Consider the following 19372-nt stretch of genomic DNA (forward strand, 5'->3'; position numbering starts at 1 on the left):
TTCATCATCAGACTTGTCGCGTCCCACCCGGCCGTTTCGTGCCGGCAGACGCGATGACATCAACGAAAGAGTGGGGGGAAGGCACGTCCATGGCCGACATCACACAGGGCAACCAGACACAAAGAACCCAGGCCAACCGGGCCCGCAATGCGGACGAAAACCCGGTGAAGCGCTTTTTCCGCGCCACCGAGATCGACACCCGCCTGCTCGGCATGGTCGGCGCGCTGGCCATCATCTGGCTCGGCTTCGAGATCATGACCGGCGGGCTATTTCTGACGCCGCGAAACCTTTGGAACCTGACGGTTCAGACCTCGTCCGTCGCCGTGATGGCGACCGGCATGGTGCTGATCATCGTCACCCGCAACATCGATCTGTCGGTCGGCTCCGTGCTCGGCTTCTGCGGCATGATCATGGCGGTGATGCAGGTGAAAGTCCTGCCGCAATATCTCGGGCTCGAGCATCCTGCCATCTGGATCATCACGCTTGCCTGCGGCATTGCCGTCGGTGCTGCGATCGGCGCGCTCCAGGGTTCGATCATCGCCTTCCTCAACGTGCCGGCCTTCATCGTCACGCTCGGCGGCCTTCTCGTCTGGCGCGGCGCCACATGGTTCGTCACCAGCGGCCAGACGGTCGCGCCGATGAACTCCACCTTCCGCCTGATGGGCGGCGGCACCGAGGGATCGATCGGCGCGACAGCCAGCTGGATCGTCGGCATCATCGCCTGTATCGCCATCGTCGGGGCCATCCTTAACTCACGCAAACAACGCAAGCGCTTCGGCTTTCCGCTGCGCCCGGTCTGGGCTGAATACTTCCTCGGCATCCTCGGCTGCATCCTGGTGATGGGTGCCGTGGCGATCGCCAACAACTATTACTGGCCGGTCAACATCGCCCGCAAATATGCCGACGCCAACGGCATCGCCTGGCCGGATGGCGGCCTCCTGATCTCGCATGGCATCGCCATCCCCGTGCTGGTCGCCATCGCGGTCGGCATCGTCATGACCTTCATCGCCACCCGCCTGCGCTTCGGCCGTTACGTCTTTGCACTCGGCGGAAACCCTGAGGCAGCCGAACTTGCCGGCATCAAGACCCGCTGGGTCACCGTCAAGATCTTCATGCTGATGGGCGTGCTTTGCGCCATCGCCGCCGCGATCTCGACCGCCCGCCTCAACGCCGCGACCAATGCGCAAGGCGAACTCGACGAGCTCTACACGATCGCAGCCGCTGTTATCGGCGGCACGTCGCTTGCCGGCGGTGTCGGCACGATCGCCGGCGCGATGATCGGCGCCCTCGTCATGCAATCGCTGCAGTCGGGCATGGTGCTGCTCGGGATCGACAGTCCGTTCCAGCGCATCGTCGTCGGCGTGGTTCTTGTCGTCGCCGTCTGGCTCGACACCATCTACCGCGCCCGTGCCAAGTAAGAAGGGGTCCGACCAATGAAAGACCAACGCACTCCGCTCGTGGAAATGAAGAACATTTCCATCTCCTTCGGCGGCATCCATGCGGTCGACAACGCCTCCGTCGACCTCTATCCCGGCGAGGTGGTGGCACTTCTCGGCCACAACGGCGCCGGCAAGTCGACGCTGATCAAGATCCTGTCAGGCGCCTACAAGCGCGATGGCGGCGAGATCCTGATCAATGGCGAAGCCGCCGACATCAGCAATCCGCGCGACGCCAAGAAATATGGCATCGAGACGATCTACCAGACGCTTGCCGTCGCCGACAACGTCGACGCGGCCGCCAACCTCTATCTCGGCCGCGAGCTCAGAACGCCCTGGGGCACGCTCGACGACGTTGCGATGGAGGCCAAGGCCCGCGAAGTCATGGGGCGCCTCAACCCCAACTTCCAGCGCTTCAAGGAGCCGGTGAAGGCGCTCTCGGGCGGCCAGCGGCAATCGGTGGCGATCGCCCGCGCCATCCTGTTCGACGCCCGCATCCTGATCATGGACGAGCCGACGGCAGCCCTCGGGCCCCAGGAAACCGCCCAGGTCGGCGAACTGATCAAGCAGCTGAAGCGCGAAGGCATCGGCATCTTCCTGATCAGCCACGACATCCACGACGTCTTCGACCTTGCCGACCGCGTGTCAGTGATGAAGAACGGCCAGGTCGTCGGCCAGGCCCGCACCGAGGATGTGACCAAGGACGAGGTGCTCGGCATGATCATCATGGGCAAGGTCCCGCCCAAGGCGATCCCCGGCCCCGGCGCCATGCAGACCGCCTGACAGAAGATACCGAATGGCCCGGCAATTGCCGGGCCATTCATTTTGAAGCCGAAGTGCTCCGCCTCGGAGTAGGGAAGTGCCGCGTGAGGACGCGAAGGCAAGCCGCGGCAAGGCCCTGCCTGCCTTCCGGGCTAGCGGCACGCCCCTCGCCCGCGCAGCACGTCGATACATGTCGCAAGGCGACGCTCGCCCCTCCTCTCACCACCTGTCGAGACGTGTTCAACGGCCCGTTCGACCCGTTGCCCCGGCAGCAATTTGCAGTCCTTCGCAAATTCCCCTGCGAACTCCGTCATTTCACCATTGAAGCGGCGCGCAAGCTAAGCTATGAACCGCTCACAGCCCGCTTCGGCGGCCTCGCTGCAAACGGATGCACCCGTAGCTCAGCTGGATAGAGTGTTGGATTCCGATTCCAAAGGTCACAGGTTCGAATCCTGTCGGGTGCGCCATTTTACTCAAAAAAATCAATACCTTAGGCCAAGGGCACGGCTTCTCTTCGCTTATTGCTACGTTTTCGCCTCGTTTCACCAGGCGGAAACAGCCTCTCTCCGGCTCCGCTTGGAAAATTAAGCCCGCCTTGCCGCAAAGCAAGCATAGCGAAGTTTATACCAGCGAGCACTGATCGCGACTTGTTATGGGATTCCCTAATAGGCTGATTTCTGACGCATTGTGCCAAACGGAAGTTTGGCATGACAAGTGCGGTATCGTTACGTGGAGATTTTGACGCGCCTGCGCTCCGGCGGCTGGCGAAGAAGGCAAAGGATGCCGCCCAGGCTCGGCGGCTGTTGGCGGTGGCCTCGGTTTATGATGGCGGCTCCCGGCAGTATGCATCCGAGGTCGGCGCAGTGACGGTTCAGACCGCCCGTGATTGGGTCATTCGCTTCAACGAACGCGGCCCTATCCCTGCCGTGCGGCGTCGTGCGCTGGTGCAGAAATGATCTGGTGCAGTGGCTCGTCCAGGAGTTCAGGCTATCCCTCGACGAGACAACGACCGGCAGGAGTTGAGGGCGTTGGACTTTGCCAAGCTTCCCGCCCGTCCACCTGCCCTGCACGACCGGCGAACCATGCGGGTTATCTTCGGCGCGATCTGCCCGAAAAAGAGCAATGGTTATGGCAGCGCCGTGCAGGAAATTGCCGTTCACGTCGATAGAGAGCGCGCAGCAGAGGTGGGGCCCTCCGCGGCACCCCTCCTACAAAGAGGATGGAAATCCGCCCCGCACGTAATTCTTATTTGATCGCAACACTGTTCGACCCGGCAACGACGAGGATACAGCCTTCGACTTGTGGAAAGACTTGGGCGGCCACCGTGAAAAGTTCGGGTGGGAAATAGACTGGCAATCCTCACAATACCGATAATCGTGATTGCCGGATCGCCTTGCTTTTGTTCACGCAATGTTTGAAATATGCCGTATACAACCGTAGCAGAGCACAGTGGCGCGCGTTTCGCGTTGCCACCGTGATGAAGAAGCAAGACAAGGTCCAATCATTTTACCGGGGGAATATCGTGGGCGGCTTTTCGATATGGCATTGGCTGATCGTCTTGATCGTTTTTGTTGTGGCAATCTTCTTAATCGTCAAGTCGCGTCCGCCCGGTCCTAATCGGTTCGGTGAGATGCCCTCGTCAATGAGCTTCGGCGAGGCTATTTGGAGCTTCTTCAAGAACTACGCAAGGTTTTCAGGAAGAGCGAGCCGTTCCGAATTCTGGTATTCAATGCTCTTCGTAGTCGCCGTACTGGTGACATTGAACATCGGAGACCCAAGCGAACTTTTGGGCGCTTTGTTCTTTTGTGCGGTTTTCCTTCCCACCATCGCAGTGAGCGCACGCCGCCTCCATGACACTAACCGAAGCGGGAGACTTCAGATTCTTTCGTTGCTCGGCCCAATCGGAACTATCGCGGTTATTGTCTGGTACTGCACGAAGGCAAGCGACCAGAGCCCCGTCTTTACTCATGCCGCGTCCACGCATCCGCCATCGTCGCAGTCAGTCTAAGTGTTGGAAAGGCTTGCAAAGCTAAGCGATAGCGGCGCGATTGTTGGCGAGGAATACGACGCGGAGAAACGCAAACTTCTGCGGACGTAAGTGGACCTTCAGCGCACGCAGCCTCCTTCTCCTACTCGAAGTCGCGGAGGAATTTGGTTTGCTGACCGTCGAGATTGGAAGGTATGAGCATTATCCGGGACGCAAATTGAGCGATCAGGTGCCGCCTACGGTCGATCTTGTGCTTCCTTAAAAAGAGCTGGACCGCGCGCAAATTTGCTATGCCGATTATCAGATTTTGCGTTGGCGACCGCCGTGAATTATGAACAAATTCAATGGTGACAAGGACTTATCGAAGTACTGTCGGGTGCGCCATCTTTCACAAGTCCTTATTGGACATTGGCTTGCAGTTTGTTTTCGAGACATAGGCAGCTTTTGGCCCGAACGGGTTTTCGAGCGGTTCTGGCATGCACGTCTCGTCATTCGAATATCCCAGATCATAGTGCATGAAGGTCACGAGCCAGATGCGCTCGTCTGCTTGTTTACTTCCGACGACCTGTCCCGCAAAGCCCTTGGCCGAGCTTCACCTTCTGGCGCTTAAAGCACATGCGGCCGCACGTGATGACGGTGCCGTCGTTGTCGTGAAACGGGTCGTCGAAGCCGGGTAAACCTCAGCGGTTACCGTGCTTTGACCTGTCCTTGCCGACTGATAATGTGGCGTCAGGCAACCCAAACGTTCGAGCGGACAATTGCACTCGCGACCGTATTTCGCCGCAGCACATTGGAAATGACGCCCGCCTGGGAAATGGAGCTCCACCCTCCTCGAGTTACACACAGCTCGGCATTGCAAGGAGACACCATGAGAAACCTCGTAGCTGCGGCGGCCGCAACGTCCGCGCTCCTGATCACCAGCCCGACATTTGCCGCCGACACGGTTCCCGTCCCCACGCTCGCCTGGAACGCGTGCCCGGCAGCCAAGCAAGGTGCCGTGAGCACCGACAGCTTCCAGTGCGCCACGGCCGAAGTGCCGATGGACTACGCGGATCCGTCTTTGGGCCGCTTCAACCTAGCGCTGATCAAGGCTCCGGCGCGCGATGCGGGACAGCGGCTCGGCACGCTGTTCTGGAATCCTGGCGGCCCCAGCGACGCGGGAACAGAGTACCTCCCGGCAGCAATCCGTGGCTTTCCTGAGAAGGTGCGTGACCGCTTCGATATCATCAGCTGGGACCCGCGCGGCATGGGCGGACGCACGACACCGGTTGTCCAATGCTTTGACAGTGCCGATGACGAAGCGGCATTCTTCGCCCGGGCCACGCAAGACGGTTTCCCGGTGACGGCGAAGCAACTCGCCAAAGACGCCGCCGGGCGCACCGCGTTCAACGAGGCTTGCGTCAAACGCAACGGCGAACTCCTCACCCACGTTTCCACGGCGGACAATGCCCGCGACCTCGATCTCTTGCGCCAAGCCGTCGGCGAGGAGACGATGAACTATTACGGCACGTCCTATGGCACCTTCCTCGGCGCAACGTACATTAACATGTACCCCGACCGGGTGCGCGCTGCCGTCCTTGACGGCGCTGTGGCAGTGCCGGCATGGGCCGGCAACGCCGGCGAAAACCTTGCGCTCAGCACCTTCATCCGGCTCGGCTCCGACTTCGGTGCAGCCTCAACCATCCAGGCATTCATGAGCCAGTGCGGGGCGGTCGATGCTTCGGGCTGCGCCTTCTCGGCCGGATCTCCCGAGGCGACAAGGAAGAAATGGTCGGATCTGCTCCAGCGCGCGCAGAAGGGCTTCGCACTCGAAGGCGACACGATCGACGCCCCAAGCATCCTCGCCTACGTCGGCAGCTCGATATACGTCGTCGAACCGCTACCGGGCTTTGGCCGCTTTCCCGGTTGGGCGGCGGTGGCAGAGTTCCTGCAGCAGGCGTGGGTGGCGAGCGAAGGCAGCGGGCGACAGGTCGCCGATGGCGGTTCGGGCGATGCCGGTTCGCCGGCTGCCGCTGCCACACCGGCGAAGCCGGCAGCAGCCACGTATGTCACCAGCGCCGGACGCCAGCTTTCAGTGATCTGCGGCGAAAGCCCCAACCCCACGACCGAAGACGCCGCCGTTCAACAGGCACTGGCGAGTTATCAGCGTGCTGGCATCTCCGCATGGCCGTTTGTGGCGTACTGCGTCGGCTGGGCTGCCAAAGCGAAGGCGACCTATCTCGGCCCATGGAACAAGGCGACCGCGCCGGTGCTCGTTATCGGCAACACCAGCGACCCCGCGACCGCCTTACCCAGTTCGGTTCGCATGGCACAGGCTCTCGGGAACGCGCGACTGCTGATCGTGAACGGTTTCGGGCACACCGTGCTCATCAATCCAAGCACCTGTGCGCAGGACCACATCGCGGCCTATTTTATCGACGGCGAGATGCCGCCGACGGGCGCAACATGCACCCAGGACAAGCCCCCGTTTCCTGGCGATTAAGCAGCACCAAAAACACGACGCGCAAAAGTGTGCCGCGATGTTTCGACGACGACATGCGCAAAAACAAAAACTTAAAGCGCGCAAGCGAATCTGAAAGATCGCGACGCGCTTTCGTCCTGCACCGCATGACGCCCGACTACCCCTGTGCAGCCATACGCGCATACCGCCCCGGCGCCTCCCCCACATGGCGGCTGAAGGCCGTGCTGAACGCGCTCGCCGAGGCGTAACCAACCCGCTCGGCGACATCGGAGATTTCGGCGTTGTGGTTGCACAGCAGATCCTTGGCCATCGCCATGCGCCAGCCGAGCAGATATTCCATCGGCGCGACGCCGACATTGCGGGTGAAGCGCTCGAAGAACGCCGAGCGGGAGAGACTGGCCAGCTTCGCCAGCTCGGCCACCGTCCATGATCGCGCCGGAGTGCCGTGCATCGCCCTTATCGCTTCCGCGAGCCGTTGATCGGCAAGCCCGCGCAGCAATCCCGGCGAGGCGTCCGGCCGCTGGGTCAGGCGCAACGCCTCGACGAGCAGCACTTCGACAAGGCGGGCAAGCACCAGATCGCGCCCGGCGCGCTGCTCGCCCGCCTCCTCCGTCAACAGCCGGACCAGGAGCGAAAGCCGTTCGGCGCCGCGCACGTGCACCTGTACCGGCAGCAGCGACACCAGCAGCCCGGCATCCTCAGTTGCAAAGACAAAGTAGCCGCCGAGCAGCCGCACGCTTGGCGGAGCGTCGGGATCGCCGTGGCGAACTTCGTCGCCCTGGTCCGGCGCTGCCTTCGGATCGATGTATGTCGGCGTCACGGGCTCGAAGCCCGACAGGGTGAAGCCGGGTGTCGTCGGCAAGAGGACGAAATCACCGGCCTCAAGCACCAGCGGGTCCTGGCCGTCGACGGCAAGACGGCAACCACCTTCGAGAACGGTACAGAAGCCGGGATGGCCGAAGTCGGAATAGCGCACACCCCAGCGGCCGGCACCGCTGATGCCTTTCGTAAACACCGCGCGTGGCCTGAGCAGTGTGATGATTTCAGAAAGCGGGTCGATCATTTCAGGACTATGGCAAATAAGATACGGATTTTCAATTATATATCGTCCGATCAACGTTGGGTATCATGACATCATCAGAACCAACCAAGGACATGTCATGAAAACCGTATTGATCACCGGCTGCTCGTCCGGCTATGGCCTCGAAACCGCACGCCTCTTCCACGCCAAGGGCTGGACCGTGATTGCCACCATGCGCTCGCCGCGCGAGGATATTCTGCCGTGCTCGGAGCGTTTGCGTGTCGTGCAACTGGACGTGACCGATCCCGACAGTATTGCGGCGGCACTCGAGGCGAGCGGCCCGATCGATGCGCTGGTCAACAATGCCGGCATCGGCGTGGTCGGCGCCTTCGAGGCGACGCCGATGGCGCATATACGCAAAATCTTCGAGACCAACACGTTTGGCGTCATGGCTATGACGCAGGCGGTGATCCCGCAGTTTCGCGCCAGGAAATCCGGCGTCGTGGTCAACGTCACGTCCAGCGTGACGCTTGCCGCCATGCCGCTGGCCGCTGCCTATACCGCCAGCAAGACGGCGATCGAGGGGTTTACCGGATCGCTCGCCCACGAGCTTGCCGCCTTCGGCGTGCGCGCCAAGCTGGTCGAGCCCGGCTACGCGCCGAGCACGCAGTTTTCGCACAATACCGGCGTCAACATCGCGGACCTGATCCCGGAGACCTATGCGGCCTTCGCGCAGCCGATCTTCGCCGCCTTTGCAAACCCGGCCCTTATTACCAAGGAAAGCGATGTGGCGGACGCGGTCTGGCGCGCGGCCAATGACGCGTCGCAACAGCTGCATTTCCCGGCAGGGGCCGACGCCGTGGCGTTGGCACGTGCAAGCTGACAATCCCTGTCGGCCCCGCGTCGCCCGCAAGCAACCGTCAGCCGAGCGGCAGGCCCGCAGCGTGCACCCTGTCGATCAGCGCTTCCGTGATCGTCCGGTCGCGGAAGAACTCCTGGGTGCGGATGTAAGCGGCCGAAAGCTTCGGATCGAGCGCCTGGATCTGCGCCACCAGCTGACGTGCCCGGTCGGTATCGCCGCGCGCCATCCGCGCGGCGATACGGTAGATCAGCGTGCGCCGGGTCTGGTAGGGCAGCGCCCGCGCCACGGCAAAGAGCTCGTCGTGGCGGCCGAGCATATAGAGCGAGGCGACCCGCTCCTCGACGATCCAGACCGGCAGGAACGGATCCAGCGCCTCGGCCCGGTCGAGCAGTTCCAGTGCTCGCTCGGCTTCGTTGGCGTAGGTGTAGAAAGCTGCGCATCGTCCTGCGATATAGGCATCGTTGGGCGCAAGCTCGATCGCCCGCTCGTGATGGTGCCGCGAGGCGACAAAGTCGCCCTCCATGCATTTGATCGCGCCCATGATGCGGTGGGAGTCCGGGTCGGTGGGGTCGAGATCGAGCGCGTGGGCAACCTGCCTTTCGCCAGCCAAAAGGTCGAAATCCGGCAGGTTGCTCCAGGCGCAGACATGCATGGCGACGGGCCGGCCGAAGGACGGATCCGCATCCATCGACCGTTCGAACCAGTGCATGGCTTCGCCGATGTGGCTGTCGGCGACGCCGATCAGGCGGTGGTGGTCGAGCCCAAGCAGATAGTATTCGTAGGCCGACATGTTTTCCGGCCGCTTCAGCCGCGCGGCGACCAGTTCCGTCTGCTCTATCCGTCCGGCCACCGTCGCGGCAATCCGCGCCGTCACCTCGTCGATCACGGCAAGCAGCTCCTCGAACGGCCGCTCGATCCGGTCCGACCAGACGAGATGCCCGTTCGCCGTTTCCGACAACGAGACATTGAGGCGTACGAGGCCACCGAGCTTGCGCACCGAGCCCGAGACGACATAGCGCACCCCGAGCGCCCTGCCGACTTCGACGGGATCGCGGGTGGACAGTGCCACCGAGGCCGACCGCGAGCTGACGAAAAGGCTCTTCAGCCGGCCGAGTTCCAGGGTGAGGTCGTCGGTCAGACCTTCCGTGAGGAAAGACTGATCGTCCTGGTTGGCCGCGAAGGCGACGAAGGGCGTAACGATGACCGAATTCGGCCGCATCGACGCAGGCGGTGCCTCGCGCGTCGGCGCCGAGAGAAACCGGTGCCGGTCGATGTTCGTGCCCACCCGGTAGACGCGGATAGGATCGGCGACACCCTTGAAGCGCCGCTCGCCGACCTCCTCGAAGCCGCAGGGCGATGCCCGGCGCACCTGCTGGTACAGCGCTTCGGACACCTCGATCTCGCCGGCGCCCGCACTCGATTGCAGCCGTGCGGCAAGATTGACGCCATTGCCCCTCAGATCATCGCCGACTGCGAAAACGTCGGCCAGATGCAAGCCGAAGCGCATGTGGTTGGGCGTGGCATCCGGGATTGCCGCAAGCGAGCTGCGCGCCTCCATGGCCGCGCGAAGAGCATTGACCGGGCTACCGAACTCGGCAAGCACGGCATCGCCGGCCGTGTTGAAAACCCGGCCATCGTGCCGCACGACCGTGTCGCCCACCACCCGCAGGCACGCCGAGACGCACTCGACAGCCTCTTCCTCACGCGTTTCCATCGCCGCCGTCGACCCGACGAAATCCGCCACCATGATCGCAACCAGCTTGCGCTGCATTTCCGTCGCCTCGCCGACACACGGGTCGTGAGCGCGCAACAATAGCACAACGCAACGGGTCAAGCAGCAATAGCTACTTTAGTAAAGATTTCACAAAAACGGGAGCGCCTGGTCGCGCGCCGACATCTGGGCGACAGGCAAGGGCCATGCGATCGCAAGTTTCGGATCAAGGGCATTCAGCCCGCCCTCCGCCTCGGGCACATAGGGCTTGTCGTGCAGGTAGATCAGCTCGCAGCCCTCAGCCAGGGTCTGAAACCCATGCGCAAAGCCACCAGGGATCAGCATCGATCGCCCGTTTTCCGCGCTCAGCACCTCTCCGTGCCATTGGAGATAGGTAGGCGACCCCGGTCGCAGATCGACGGCCACATCAAATACGGCGCCGACAAGACAGGACACGAACTTCGTCTCGTCATGCGGCGGGCGCTGGAAATGCATGCCGCGGATCGTTCCCTTCAGCTCGGTCATCGTGTGGTTGATCTGGGCAATCGCACCATTGGCGCCGAAATCAGCAAGCTCCTCGCGGCAGAAGAAGCGCGAGAAAAAGCCGCGCTCGTCGCCGAAACGCTGACGCTCGATGACCACGAGATCGGGGATCGGGGTGGCGATACGATGGAAACGCGACATCGGTCTTCCCTTCGGGCGTTATGCTTTGGTCACGACCCTAACAAACCGGCCTTGGTGACATTTGCAATCGGTGGCGGGAAAGCGTTCACAGGAAACGCGCCAAGAGGCTTGGCGATAATGGCACCACGAGACGACCGCGAAGTGTTTGAGGCACACAAGAACGCGCTGACGTCCGCTCCGAACGCCGATTGCGTGTCGGTCAAGGAATAGCTCGACACGCTGGTTGCACGCAGCACCTGCGATTGTTAGAAGCTCCCCACCAGACGGACACGTTTTCGACAAATCCGTGGTGTTCTCCCGGGAGCGCTATCCGCGCAGCACGGTAAAGTGAGCGTTCGCGCACGTTACCCGCACCGAAACTGTCGAAGCGATACCGCTATAAACACTGATCTCGAGCGAGTACCTGTTGGCCAGAAATATTGTCATCTCGCAATCCATGTACTTTCCCTGGGTGGGAATGCTTGAGCAAATTCGGTTGGCGGACATATTCGTACACTACGACGATGTGCAGTTCTCGCGCGGCAGTTTCACCAACCGTGTGCAAATCAAGACCCAGAACGGCATACGGTGGCTGACCTTGCCACTCCGGGATTATCATCTGGGACAAAAGATCGACGAGGTCCAGCTCGATGATCGGACGGACTGGCGAAGCCGCCATCGCGACATTCTGCGCCAGGCCTATATGAAGGCGCCGTTCGTCAATGAGATGCTGCAGCTCGTTGACAGCGTGTTCGAGAAAGACGCATCGACGGTTGCGGATGTGGCCCGCAATTCGATGCTGGCGCTCGCGTCCCACTTCAATCTCGACAGGCCGAAATATGTCTCGTCGGATGCGCTGACAATCGGCGGAGCGAGCAGCGAGCGGGTGTACGACATTACCACGCATCTCGAGGGGTCCGCCTACATCACCGGCCATGGAGCGCGGAACTACCTGGATCACGAGCTCTTCGAGAAATCCGGCATATCGGTTCTGTACATGGCCTACGAGCGCGCACCTTATCCCCAGTTGCACGGAGAATTTACGCCGTATGTCACGGCGTTGGACCTCGTTGCTAATTGCGGTGTCGACGGTGCGAAAGTAATACACTCAGGAACCGTCGATTGGAGGGAGTTTACCCGGTGACATCCGAAAACCTGGACAAAGTCGCGTCGGAGTATCTTCCCAACGCAACAACATCGATTGAGAACAACCTCATTCTCAACTGGTATCCGCAGCGTGTCGTTTCCCGCTTTGGAAAATGCACCTCATTGCTCGATCTCGGGATCGGCCACGGCTACACGCCGCACCTGTTCAACGCGGTTTGCGACAGGCACGTGATCGTCGAGGGCTCGCAGTTCGTTATCGACCTCTTCAAGCAGAACAGCCCGGACTTTTCCGGAGAGATCGTCTTTTCCTATTTCGAGGACTTCGATACGGAAGAGCGCTTTGACGTGATTGTCATGGGTTTTGTTCTTGAACACGTTGACGACCCCGGCCTGGTTCTCGACAGGTTCAGGCGCTTCCTGAAGCCAAATGGCCGTCTTTTCGCTGCCGTACCCAACGCCAAGTCGCTGAACAGAAGGCTCGGGGTAGAACTTGGCAAGATCGACGACATTTACAGCCTCAACGCCAACGATCTCGCCCTTGGCCACAAGCGCCAATTTTGCCGGGACACGTTCCGTGCCGAACTGCAGGCGCATGGCTTCCGGGTGGTGCACGAAGAAGGGATTTACTTGAAGCCTCTGCCGTTGCCTGTTCTGCAGACCCTTCCCGATTTTGAAGCCAATCTGCACGCGATGCTGCAAGTCGGCATTGAGTTTCCAGACCTCTGCGTCGGTCTGTTGATGGAAGCTGAGCCGACATGAAGACGGCGGCCGTCATCGGCGCACGGTCGATGCTGGGTCGCCAGCTCATTGCTCGCCTGCATCTCATGGGAGTGGAGACGATCAGTGTCGGCCGATCGGACACCGACGAGGTCTTTTTCGATCTTGAGGACGGCCTGCGCGACGTGCCCGGTGGCATGTCGGCCGACGTTCTGTTCCATTGCGCGGCAAGCTTCGCCGACGACAGCCCGACAGGCGTGCGGCTGAATTATGCGGCAAATGCCGCGAGTGCTCTCGCCGTCGCCCAACTTGCACAGCAACTGCAAACCGGAGCGATTGTCTACGCTGGCTCTGTTTCATCCGACGAGACTTTGGATGGTGCAGCGATGACATCCTACGGGTTTACCAAGGGCCTGGCCGAGCAGATATTGCGCTGGCATTCGCAACGGCACGGCTTCCGGTTCTTGAGCCTGCGGTTTTCGCAGTTGTACGATATCGATGGCCAATGCTGCTCCCACCAACCCTGGTTCGGGCGCATCATTGCCTACACATCCCGAGGACTCGACATCCGAATGCCAGCCTCCCTCGGCGCGCGTAATTTCCTCCATGTCCAGGACGCAGCGGACATGATGATCCAAGCTGCCAGCTCCGATGTTTCGGGTATCCTGAATGCCGTCCACACGGAGGCGATGACCAGCGACGAGATCGCAGAGGTCGCCTATGGCGTGTTCGGGCTCGGCGGCGCCGTCGCCATCGCAGCGGAGAAGGCGCCCTTTCGCAAAGTGAATTTTCCCGATGGCGCGCCAGCGATGTCGCTGCTCGGCATGAGGTCGCTTATTGCCATGCAGGACGGCATAAAGATGATCAGGGATGCCGGCAGCGCGCCCGCATTCGGACCAATGGACGTGAACTGATGGGCGCCGGGGAAACACAATCGAAGCAAGCGATCACGGTGGTCGTGACTGCCGTCGGGGCCATCATCGGCCAGGGGATCGTGGCGTCTCTGCGAAGACTGGATGCGCCGATCCGGATCATTGGCGTCGATCGCGATGCGAACGGCATCGGCCGGCACTGGTGCGACGAATTCATAGCCAAGCCGTCATGTGACGAAGCAACGCCAGACTATCTTGAGTTCTGGCTGGAATTGCTTCAGCGCGAGGCTGTCAGCCTGGTGTTGCCTGGCCTTGAGCTCGACGTCCGCTTCTTCAACGAGCATCGCGCGTCGTTTGAGGCGACGTCCACCCGGGTTGCCCTGAACACATCGTCCTTGATCACGCTTGCCGAAGACAAATGGGACATGAACGCCGCCTTGCTTGAGGCCGGACTGGCGGTAATACCAAGCACGCTCAGCCGTAACCTTGACCAATGCATTAGCGAACTGGGTGCCTTGCCGCTCTTGCTGAAACCCCGTCGTGGCAACGGTTCGCGCGGGATCGCCCTTCTTCGGGATCAAGCCGATTTCGATTACTGGACAAGCAAGAGCCGGGACGACTTCCTCATCCAGAAATTCGTCGGCACGGATGAGCAGGAATACACGGTCGGTGCCTTTGGCCTCGGTGACGGAACGATGCTGCCCCCGATCGTCTTCCGGCGAAAATTGTCGGTCGCCGGCAACACGCAATATGCCGAAGTCATCGATGCACCTGTCGTCGAAGACGCGGTGCGTCAGCTCGCCCGACGCTTCAAGCCGCTCGGCCCCACCAATTATCAGTTTCGCCTGGACGGTACGACGCCCTATCTGCTCGAGATCAATCCGCGCTTCTCCAGCAGCACCTCCTTGCGCGCCGCCTTCGGATACAACGAGGCCGGCATGGCGCTCGATTTTTATCTGTACGGGAGAGAGCCCGCCGCACCGGAGATCAAGCGCGGCCGAGGCTGGCGATACTCCGAAGACCTGGTGGTGCTATGATCGCTGTTATTTCCGATATCCATGGCAATCTTCCCGCCCTGGAGGCCGTGCTTGCCCGCATCGACGAACTGTCTTGCAGCACCATCATTTCGCTCGGTGATGTCGTCGGATATTACGCCCAGCCGGGAGATTGCATCGAGGAGCTGAAAGCACGGGGCATCCCGAACATCATGGGCAATCACGATCATTACATCGTCAGTGGCGAAGGCTGCCCGCGCTCTAGGATGGTGAACGACATCATTGAGTACCAGAGGGGCATCATCTCCCCCGAGCAACGCACCTGGCTCGGTAAGTCGAAATCCCATCTCGTCGACGGCTCGAACTACTTCGTTCACGGAAGCTGGCAGGATCCGATCGACGAATATCTCTACAAGATATCGCCGGCGCACTTCCCGCCGGGAGCCGAACGGCTTTTCGCCGGGCACACCCATGTGCAAGTGCGCCTGGAGATCGGTGACAAGGTGTTTTGCAACCCCGGCTCCGTCGGGCAGCCGCGTGACGGCGACCCGCGCGCCGCCTTTGCGACGCTGTCGGCAAACGGCATCGAACTGCATCGGGTCGAATACGATATCGACCGGACGGCCAACCATATGCAACAGGCCGGATTTCCCTCCCGATTCTCCGAAAACCTCTATATTGGCGCGCAGATCGGCGGACGCATCGACAAGATCGTTGCGGCGGACGCAGCAAGCGACTGATGATCATAGGACAGGCAGCCCAGGCCATGAAATCCCGTATCCTCTACACCAAACCCTCGATCACCGAGCGCGAAGTCGCCTATGCGACCGATGCCGCCGCGAACGGCTGGGGCGACCGCTGCTATGACTACGTCAACCGCTTCGAGGCGGCGTTTGCGAGCCATCTGGATGTCGGCCATGCCATTTCCACGTCGAGCTGCACCGGGGCCCTGCATATGGGCCTGGCCGCACTCGGCGTCGGGCCCGGCGACGAAGTGATCCTGGCCGACACGAACTGGACGGCGTCTGCGGCACCCATCGTCCATCTCGGCGCCAAACCCGTCTTCGTCGACGTGCTCGCCGACAGTTGGTGCATCGACCCCGAAAAGGCGGAGGCTGCGATCACGCCGCGGACCAAGGCGATCATGGCGGTGCATATCTACGGCAACCTCTGCGACATGGACGCGCTGTTGGCCATCGGCGCGCGCCACAACATCCCGATCGTGGAGGATGCTGCCGAAGCCCTCGGGTCCGAATGGAAGGGGCGAAAGGCAGGCTCGCTTGGCGCCTTCGGCGCCTTCTCCTTCCACGGCACCAAGACTGTGACGACCGGCGAAGGCGGCATGTTCGTCACCAGTGACGACAAGCTTTACGAGAGAGTCCTGACGCTTTCCAACCATGGACGCGCGCGCGGCCAGAAGAAGCAGTTCTGGCCGGACGAGATCGGCTTCAAATACAAGATGTCTAACCTGCAGGCGGCAATCGGGCTCGCCCAGATCGAACGTGTGAACGAACTCGTCGATCGCAAGCGGGAGATCTTCTACGCCTACAAGGCGCAGCTTTCGGGGATGAACTCCGTTGCCATGAACCCTGAGCCGGACGGAACGAAGAACGGTTTCTGGATGCCGACGGTCGTCTTTGCCCCGGAAACCGGCGTAACGCGCGAGAAGCTGCAAGGTGCCTTTGCGGCCGAAAACATCGACGCGCGCGTCTTCTTCTGGCCTTTGAGCTCGCTTCCGCCGTTCAAGGACCAACCGGGCAACACGGTGGCCTACGATCTTCCCGGCCGGGCGATGAACCTGCCGAGCTACCACGAAATGACGAATGACGAGATTGACCGCGTCGTACAGGTCCTGCGCGACTGCATGGCGGCCTGAGGAAACGGCTCACCCGAAGGGCAGAGCCGACCGCAGCTTCTGTTTGAACGCTCGCCTGTAGGTCTTGAACAACGGCGCGACCCGGCGATCGAGGTGCAGGTCCAGTGCCCGTTTTACCTTTGCCAACTCGGGCGCAGACCACTCCCGCTCGGCGATGATCTCAAGCGCGGTCTGCTTGTACTGCTTTCGCGCTGCCAGCAATTTGTCCGGCGGCAGATGATAGTTGGCTTGCCGTTTGATGCGCTGGATGAAACGTCCGTCAGGCGACATGACCACCGCGTTGTCGAAGATCGCCGGCAGCATCATCAGATGATCGGCAGCCCACGCGAAGTCGTAATTCGCCAATCGTTTCAGGGCCAGACCGACCGCATCTCTCCTCCACAGGCCATAGACCCAGCTCGGGTGGCATCCAAGAAGAACATCGTGGATACGCTGCGCCCGCTCGTCGGTCGAAAGAGCGGGAAGTTCAAACAGCCGTTCCGTGTTGTCGATGATCCGCAGCACAGGCGCGACCGCCAGCGCCGCATCCGGCGCCTGGTCCAGAGCGCCGACGAGGCCCGCAAGGTGGTTGCGGTCGGCCAGATCGTCGTCTGCCCTCCAGCAAAAATAGGGCGCATCGGTCATGGCCTCCACCCGGAAGAAGTTCTCCATCGCAGAAACCGTGTCGGGGTAGCGCACATGCCGAAACCGTGCGTCGGCCTTGGCGACATCCGCACAGATATCGCTCGTCCCGTCGGTCGATCCATTGTCGGAAATGAGGACTTCGAAGTCCTCGAAGGTCTGGCTGCGCAGGCTATCAAGGCACTCGGCAATGAATTCCACGCCGTTATAGGTTGGCAATCCTATGCTAACTCGAGCCATCTAGCCTCTCCTGGCAATTGCATTGAAGTGCCAATTCGTGCGAAGAACCGGACGCTTCCACGCAGTCCGCCACGCCGACGAACAACGGTGCACCGTTCTAGTTCAGGCGCCTGTGTTGTCAATGTGCTGGAAGCCACCCACGGACACGGTGCCAACGGCATCGGTGCGGAGAAACACCTCGCGTCGAGGCGCGGGCAGTTAGAGGCAGTCGCATGAAAGTCGTCATCCTTGCTGGTGGTTACGGAACCCGCATCTCGGAAGAAAGCCATCTGCGGCCGAAGCCGATGATCGAGATCGGCGGACGGCCGATCCTCTGGCATATCATGAAGATCTACAGCCATTACGGCTTCTCGGACTTCGTCATCTGCCTCGGCTATCGCGGCTACATGATCAAGGAATACTTCTCCAACTATGTCCTGCATTCGTCCGATGTAACCTACGACATGGCCACGGGCGAGACGCTGTTCCATTCGAACAAGGCCGAACCCTGGCGCGTGACGCTCGTCGACACCGGCTCGGAATCGATGACCGGCGGCCGGTTGAAGCGTGTGGCCGATCACCTGGGCGACACGTTCTGCCTGACCTATGGCGACGGCGTCGCCGATGTCGACATCAAGGCCCTGACCGACTTTCACCTTCGTCATGGCAAGGAGGCGACAGTGACCAGTGTCGTGCCGCCCGGGCGCTACGGTGCCCTGGCGACCGAGGGTGGTGAAGTGCGCAGCTTCACGGAGAAGCCGGCCGGCGACAATGGCCGCATCAATGGCGGGTTCTTCGTTCTGAACCGCAGCGTTCTCGACCGCATCGAGGGCGACAGCACGTCGTTCGAGGGCCAGCCGCTGGAAGGGCTTGCACGCGACCGCCAGTTGATGGCCTTCCCCCATGACGGCTTCTGGCGGCCGATGGACACGTTGCGCGACAAGAACCAGCTCGAAGAGCTGTGGGTACGGGGATCGGCGCCTTGGAAAGTCTGGGCATGAGCCGCATTGCAAACCCGGAATTCTGGGCCGGCAAGCGCGTTTTTCTGACCGGGCACACCGGGTTCAAGGGAAGCTGGGCGCAGCTATGGCTGCGGCAGATGGGCGCCGACGTCGCCGGCTATGCATTGCCGCCGCTGGGCGAACCGTCGCTGCACACGCTGCTTGGAACGCCCACGACCGACGGGCATCTCGGCGATATCCGCGATACGGATGCGCTTGCGACCGCCGTTCAGGCGCACGATCCGGAGATCATCCTGCACATGGCGGCGCAGCCGCTGGTGCGCGAAAGCTACAAAACGGCTGCTGAGACATTCGAGGTCAATGTCATGGGTACGGTGCGCCTGCTTGAGGCCGCGCGCCGAGCCCAGGCATTGAAGGCGATCGTCGTGGTGACGACCGACAAGGTCTACCGCAACGACGAAAGCGGCCGGCACTTTCCCGAGGACGCGACGCTGGGCGGCCACGACCCCTATTCCGGTTCCAAGGCGGCTTGCGAACTTGTTGTCTCGACATGGCGCGACGCGTTCCTGCGCGAGCTCGGCATTCGGGTCGCGACCGCGCGTGGCGGCAACGTGCTTGGCGGTGGCGACTTTTCGGCCGACCGGCTGGTTCCCGACATCGTGCGCGCTGCGCTGTCCGACCAGGCGCTCGACATTCGCAGCCCCCTGGCGACGAGGCCCTGGCAGCACGTGCTTGACTGCCTCAACGGCTATTTCGTCTATGCCGAAGCGCTCCATGGCGATGAGACGACCGTCGACGCGCTGAACTTCGGCCCCTCGCCTGCCGAGCGCCAGATCCCGGTGCGCGACGTGGCATCGGCAATCCAGACGGCGATGGGCCTTCCTTTGCAATGGCGCGATACTTCGTCCGTCGACCAGCCGCGGGAAATGCAGACGCTCGGGCTCGATCCGTCCCTCGCGGCAAAAACGCTTGCCTGGAGCTCACGGCTGTCGCAGGACGAAGCGATCGCCTGGACAGCAAACTGGTATGACGGCTGGCGCAAGGGCAGCGATGCCCGCGCTTTGACGCTTGGCCAGATCGACGCATTCATGAAAGGCTGA

General features: G+C 61.5%; 18 protein-coding genes and 1 tRNA gene. 15 read left to right on the top strand and 4 right to left on the bottom strand.

From position 1 onward, the window contains the following. The first annotated feature begins 89 nt into the window (after nt 1-89). The 6 genes from AC1Q80_RS13365 (at nt 90) to AC1Q80_RS13390 (ending at nt 6667) form a co-directional block, all read left to right on the top strand. Nucleotides 90-1418 carry a sugar ABC transporter permease gene (locus tag AC1Q80_RS13365; RefSeq protein ID WP_173423965.1) on the top strand — a complete coding sequence of 443 codons (1329 nt, stop codon included), beginning with the start codon at nt 90-92 and terminating at the stop codon, nt 1416-1418. A gap of 15 nt (nt 1419-1433) precedes the next feature. After that, nucleotides 1434-2219 (top strand): ATP-binding cassette domain-containing protein, encoded by a 786-nt coding sequence (locus tag AC1Q80_RS13370; RefSeq protein WP_025428054.1) that lies wholly within the window; start codon nt 1434-1436, stop codon nt 2217-2219. 369 nt (nt 2220-2588) lie between these two features. After that, nucleotides 2589-2665 (top strand) — tRNA-Arg (locus AC1Q80_RS13375). 240 nt (nt 2666-2905) lie between these two features. Continuing rightward, nucleotides 2906-3154 carry a hypothetical protein gene (locus AC1Q80_RS13380; protein WP_492360702.1) on the top strand — a complete coding sequence of 83 codons (249 nt, stop codon included), beginning with the start codon at nt 2906-2908 and terminating at the stop codon, nt 3152-3154. A gap of 521 nt (nt 3155-3675) precedes the next feature. Further along, the gene (locus AC1Q80_RS13385; RefSeq protein WP_209791027.1) at nt 3676-4206 is read left to right on the top strand and encodes a DUF805 domain-containing protein; all 531 of its coding nucleotides are present in this window, start codon (nt 3676-3678) and stop codon (nt 4204-4206) included. 775 nt (nt 4207-4981) lie between these two features. Next, nucleotides 4982-6667 (top strand): alpha/beta hydrolase, encoded by a 1686-nt coding sequence (locus tag AC1Q80_RS13390; protein ID WP_492360703.1) that lies wholly within the window; start codon nt 4982-4984, stop codon nt 6665-6667. Nucleotides 6668-6803: 136 nt separating this feature from the next. Here AC1Q80_RS13390 and AC1Q80_RS13395 read toward each other — a convergent pair whose 3' ends face one another. Beyond that, nucleotides 6804-7709, bottom strand: a complete 906-nt coding sequence (locus AC1Q80_RS13395; RefSeq protein WP_492360704.1) for an AraC family transcriptional regulator — start codon at nt 7707-7709, stop codon at nt 6804-6806. Between the two features lie 97 nt (nt 7710-7806). Between AC1Q80_RS13395 and AC1Q80_RS13400 the strand changes: the two genes are divergently transcribed. Further along, nucleotides 7807-8550, top strand: a complete 744-nt coding sequence (locus AC1Q80_RS13400) for an SDR family oxidoreductase (protein ID WP_209791030.1) — start codon at nt 7807-7809, stop codon at nt 8548-8550. A 37-nt stretch (nt 8551-8587) separates the two neighbouring features. On the opposite strand, the gene AC1Q80_RS13405 is transcribed toward AC1Q80_RS13400, so the two are convergent. Both AC1Q80_RS13405 and rfbC read right to left on the bottom strand, forming a co-directional pair. Next, nucleotides 8588-10300 (bottom strand): adenylate/guanylate cyclase domain-containing protein, encoded by a 1713-nt coding sequence (locus AC1Q80_RS13405; RefSeq protein WP_492360705.1) that lies wholly within the window; start codon nt 10298-10300, stop codon nt 8588-8590. A 90-nt stretch (nt 10301-10390) separates the two neighbouring features. Next, complete coding sequence (rfbC, locus tag AC1Q80_RS13410) at nt 10391-10924, bottom strand: dTDP-4-dehydrorhamnose 3,5-epimerase (protein WP_492360706.1); 534 nt, start codon at nt 10922-10924, stop codon at nt 10391-10393. 406 nt (nt 10925-11330) lie between these two features. Here rfbC and AC1Q80_RS13415 point away from each other — a divergent pair, with 406 nt between their 5' ends. Genes AC1Q80_RS13415 through AC1Q80_RS13440 form a run of 6 tightly spaced genes read left to right on the top strand, consistent with a single transcriptional unit; the run spans nt 11331 to nt 16470 of the window. After that, nucleotides 11331-12047 carry a WbqC family protein gene (locus AC1Q80_RS13415; RefSeq protein ID WP_492360707.1) on the top strand — a complete coding sequence of 239 codons (717 nt, stop codon included), beginning with the start codon at nt 11331-11333 and terminating at the stop codon, nt 12045-12047. Continuing rightward, a complete protein-coding gene (locus AC1Q80_RS13420) occupies nt 12044-12769 on the top strand; it encodes a class I SAM-dependent methyltransferase (RefSeq protein ID WP_492360708.1) in 726 nt (241 codons plus the stop codon). The genes AC1Q80_RS13415 and AC1Q80_RS13420 overlap by 4 nt, the downstream gene beginning before the upstream one ends. Next, entirely contained in the window at nt 12766-13641 is an 876-nt protein-coding gene (locus tag AC1Q80_RS13425; RefSeq protein WP_492360709.1) for an NAD-dependent epimerase/dehydratase family protein, read from the top strand. Before AC1Q80_RS13420 ends, AC1Q80_RS13425 begins: the two co-directional genes overlap by 4 nt. Beyond that, the gene (locus AC1Q80_RS13430; RefSeq protein ID WP_492360710.1) at nt 13641-14636 is read left to right on the top strand and encodes an ATP-grasp domain-containing protein; all 996 of its coding nucleotides are present in this window, start codon (nt 13641-13643) and stop codon (nt 14634-14636) included. The genes AC1Q80_RS13425 and AC1Q80_RS13430 overlap by 1 nt, the downstream gene beginning before the upstream one ends. After that, a complete protein-coding gene (locus AC1Q80_RS13435) occupies nt 14633-15334 on the top strand; it encodes a metallophosphoesterase family protein (RefSeq protein WP_492360711.1) in 702 nt (233 codons plus the stop codon). Before AC1Q80_RS13430 ends, AC1Q80_RS13435 begins: the two co-directional genes overlap by 4 nt. Before the next feature lie 26 nt (nt 15335-15360). Further along, nucleotides 15361-16470 (top strand): DegT/DnrJ/EryC1/StrS family aminotransferase, encoded by a 1110-nt coding sequence (locus AC1Q80_RS13440; RefSeq protein WP_492360712.1) that lies wholly within the window; start codon nt 15361-15363, stop codon nt 16468-16470. Nucleotides 16471-16479: 9 nt separating this feature from the next. Here AC1Q80_RS13440 and AC1Q80_RS13445 read toward each other — a convergent pair whose 3' ends face one another. Next, the gene (locus tag AC1Q80_RS13445; RefSeq protein ID WP_492360713.1) at nt 16480-17331 is read right to left on the bottom strand and encodes a glycosyltransferase family 2 protein; all 852 of its coding nucleotides are present in this window, start codon (nt 17329-17331) and stop codon (nt 16480-16482) included. A gap of 212 nt (nt 17332-17543) precedes the next feature. Between AC1Q80_RS13445 and rfbF the strand changes: the two genes are divergently transcribed. Continuing rightward, nucleotides 17544-18311 carry a glucose-1-phosphate cytidylyltransferase gene (gene rfbF / locus AC1Q80_RS13450; protein WP_492360714.1) on the top strand — a complete coding sequence of 256 codons (768 nt, stop codon included), beginning with the start codon at nt 17544-17546 and terminating at the stop codon, nt 18309-18311. Continuing rightward, nucleotides 18308-19372, top strand: a complete 1065-nt coding sequence (gene rfbG / locus AC1Q80_RS13455; RefSeq protein ID WP_492360715.1) for a CDP-glucose 4,6-dehydratase — start codon at nt 18308-18310, stop codon at nt 19370-19372. The genes rfbF and rfbG overlap by 4 nt, the downstream gene beginning before the upstream one ends.

Source organism: Ensifer sp. GW823-FHT05D09 (genome assembly GCF_058795755.1).

What these genes read in the sequence shown, in the direction of transcription:
- AC1Q80_RS13365 (WP_173423965.1), top strand. Translation starts at nt 90, where the DNA reads ATGGCCGACATCACACAGGGCAACCAGACACAAAGAACCCAGGCCAAC.
- AC1Q80_RS13370 (WP_025428054.1), top strand. Translation starts at nt 1,434, where the DNA reads ATGAAAGACCAACGCACTCCGCTCGTGGAAATGAAGAACATTTCCATC.
- AC1Q80_RS13380 (WP_492360702.1), top strand. Translation starts at nt 2,906, where the DNA reads ATGACAAGTGCGGTATCGTTACGTGGAGATTTTGACGCGCCTGCGCTC.
- AC1Q80_RS13385 (WP_209791027.1), top strand. Translation starts at nt 3,676, where the DNA reads ATGAAGAAGCAAGACAAGGTCCAATCATTTTACCGGGGGAATATCGTG.
- AC1Q80_RS13390 (WP_492360703.1), top strand. Translation starts at nt 4,982, where the DNA reads ATGACGCCCGCCTGGGAAATGGAGCTCCACCCTCCTCGAGTTACACAC.
- AC1Q80_RS13395 (WP_492360704.1), bottom strand. Translation starts at nt 7,709, where the DNA reads ATGATCGACCCGCTTTCTGAAATCATCACACTGCTCAGGCCACGCGCG.
- AC1Q80_RS13400 (WP_209791030.1), top strand. Translation starts at nt 7,807, where the DNA reads ATGAAAACCGTATTGATCACCGGCTGCTCGTCCGGCTATGGCCTCGAA.
- AC1Q80_RS13405 (WP_492360705.1), bottom strand. Translation starts at nt 10,300, where the DNA reads ATGCAGCGCAAGCTGGTTGCGATCATGGTGGCGGATTTCGTCGGGTCG.
- rfbC (WP_492360706.1), bottom strand. Translation starts at nt 10,924, where the DNA reads ATGTCGCGTTTCCATCGTATCGCCACCCCGATCCCCGATCTCGTGGTC.
- AC1Q80_RS13425 (WP_492360709.1), top strand. Translation starts at nt 12,766, where the DNA reads ATGAAGACGGCGGCCGTCATCGGCGCACGGTCGATGCTGGGTCGCCAG.
- AC1Q80_RS13430 (WP_492360710.1), top strand. Translation starts at nt 13,641, where the DNA reads ATGGGCGCCGGGGAAACACAATCGAAGCAAGCGATCACGGTGGTCGTG.
- AC1Q80_RS13435 (WP_492360711.1), top strand. Translation starts at nt 14,633, where the DNA reads ATGATCGCTGTTATTTCCGATATCCATGGCAATCTTCCCGCCCTGGAG.
- AC1Q80_RS13440 (WP_492360712.1), top strand. Translation starts at nt 15,361, where the DNA reads ATGAAATCCCGTATCCTCTACACCAAACCCTCGATCACCGAGCGCGAA.
- AC1Q80_RS13445 (WP_492360713.1), bottom strand. Translation starts at nt 17,331, where the DNA reads ATGGCTCGAGTTAGCATAGGATTGCCAACCTATAACGGCGTGGAATTC.
- rfbF (WP_492360714.1), top strand. Translation starts at nt 17,544, where the DNA reads ATGAAAGTCGTCATCCTTGCTGGTGGTTACGGAACCCGCATCTCGGAA.
- rfbG (WP_492360715.1), top strand. Translation starts at nt 18,308, where the DNA reads ATGAGCCGCATTGCAAACCCGGAATTCTGGGCCGGCAAGCGCGTTTTT.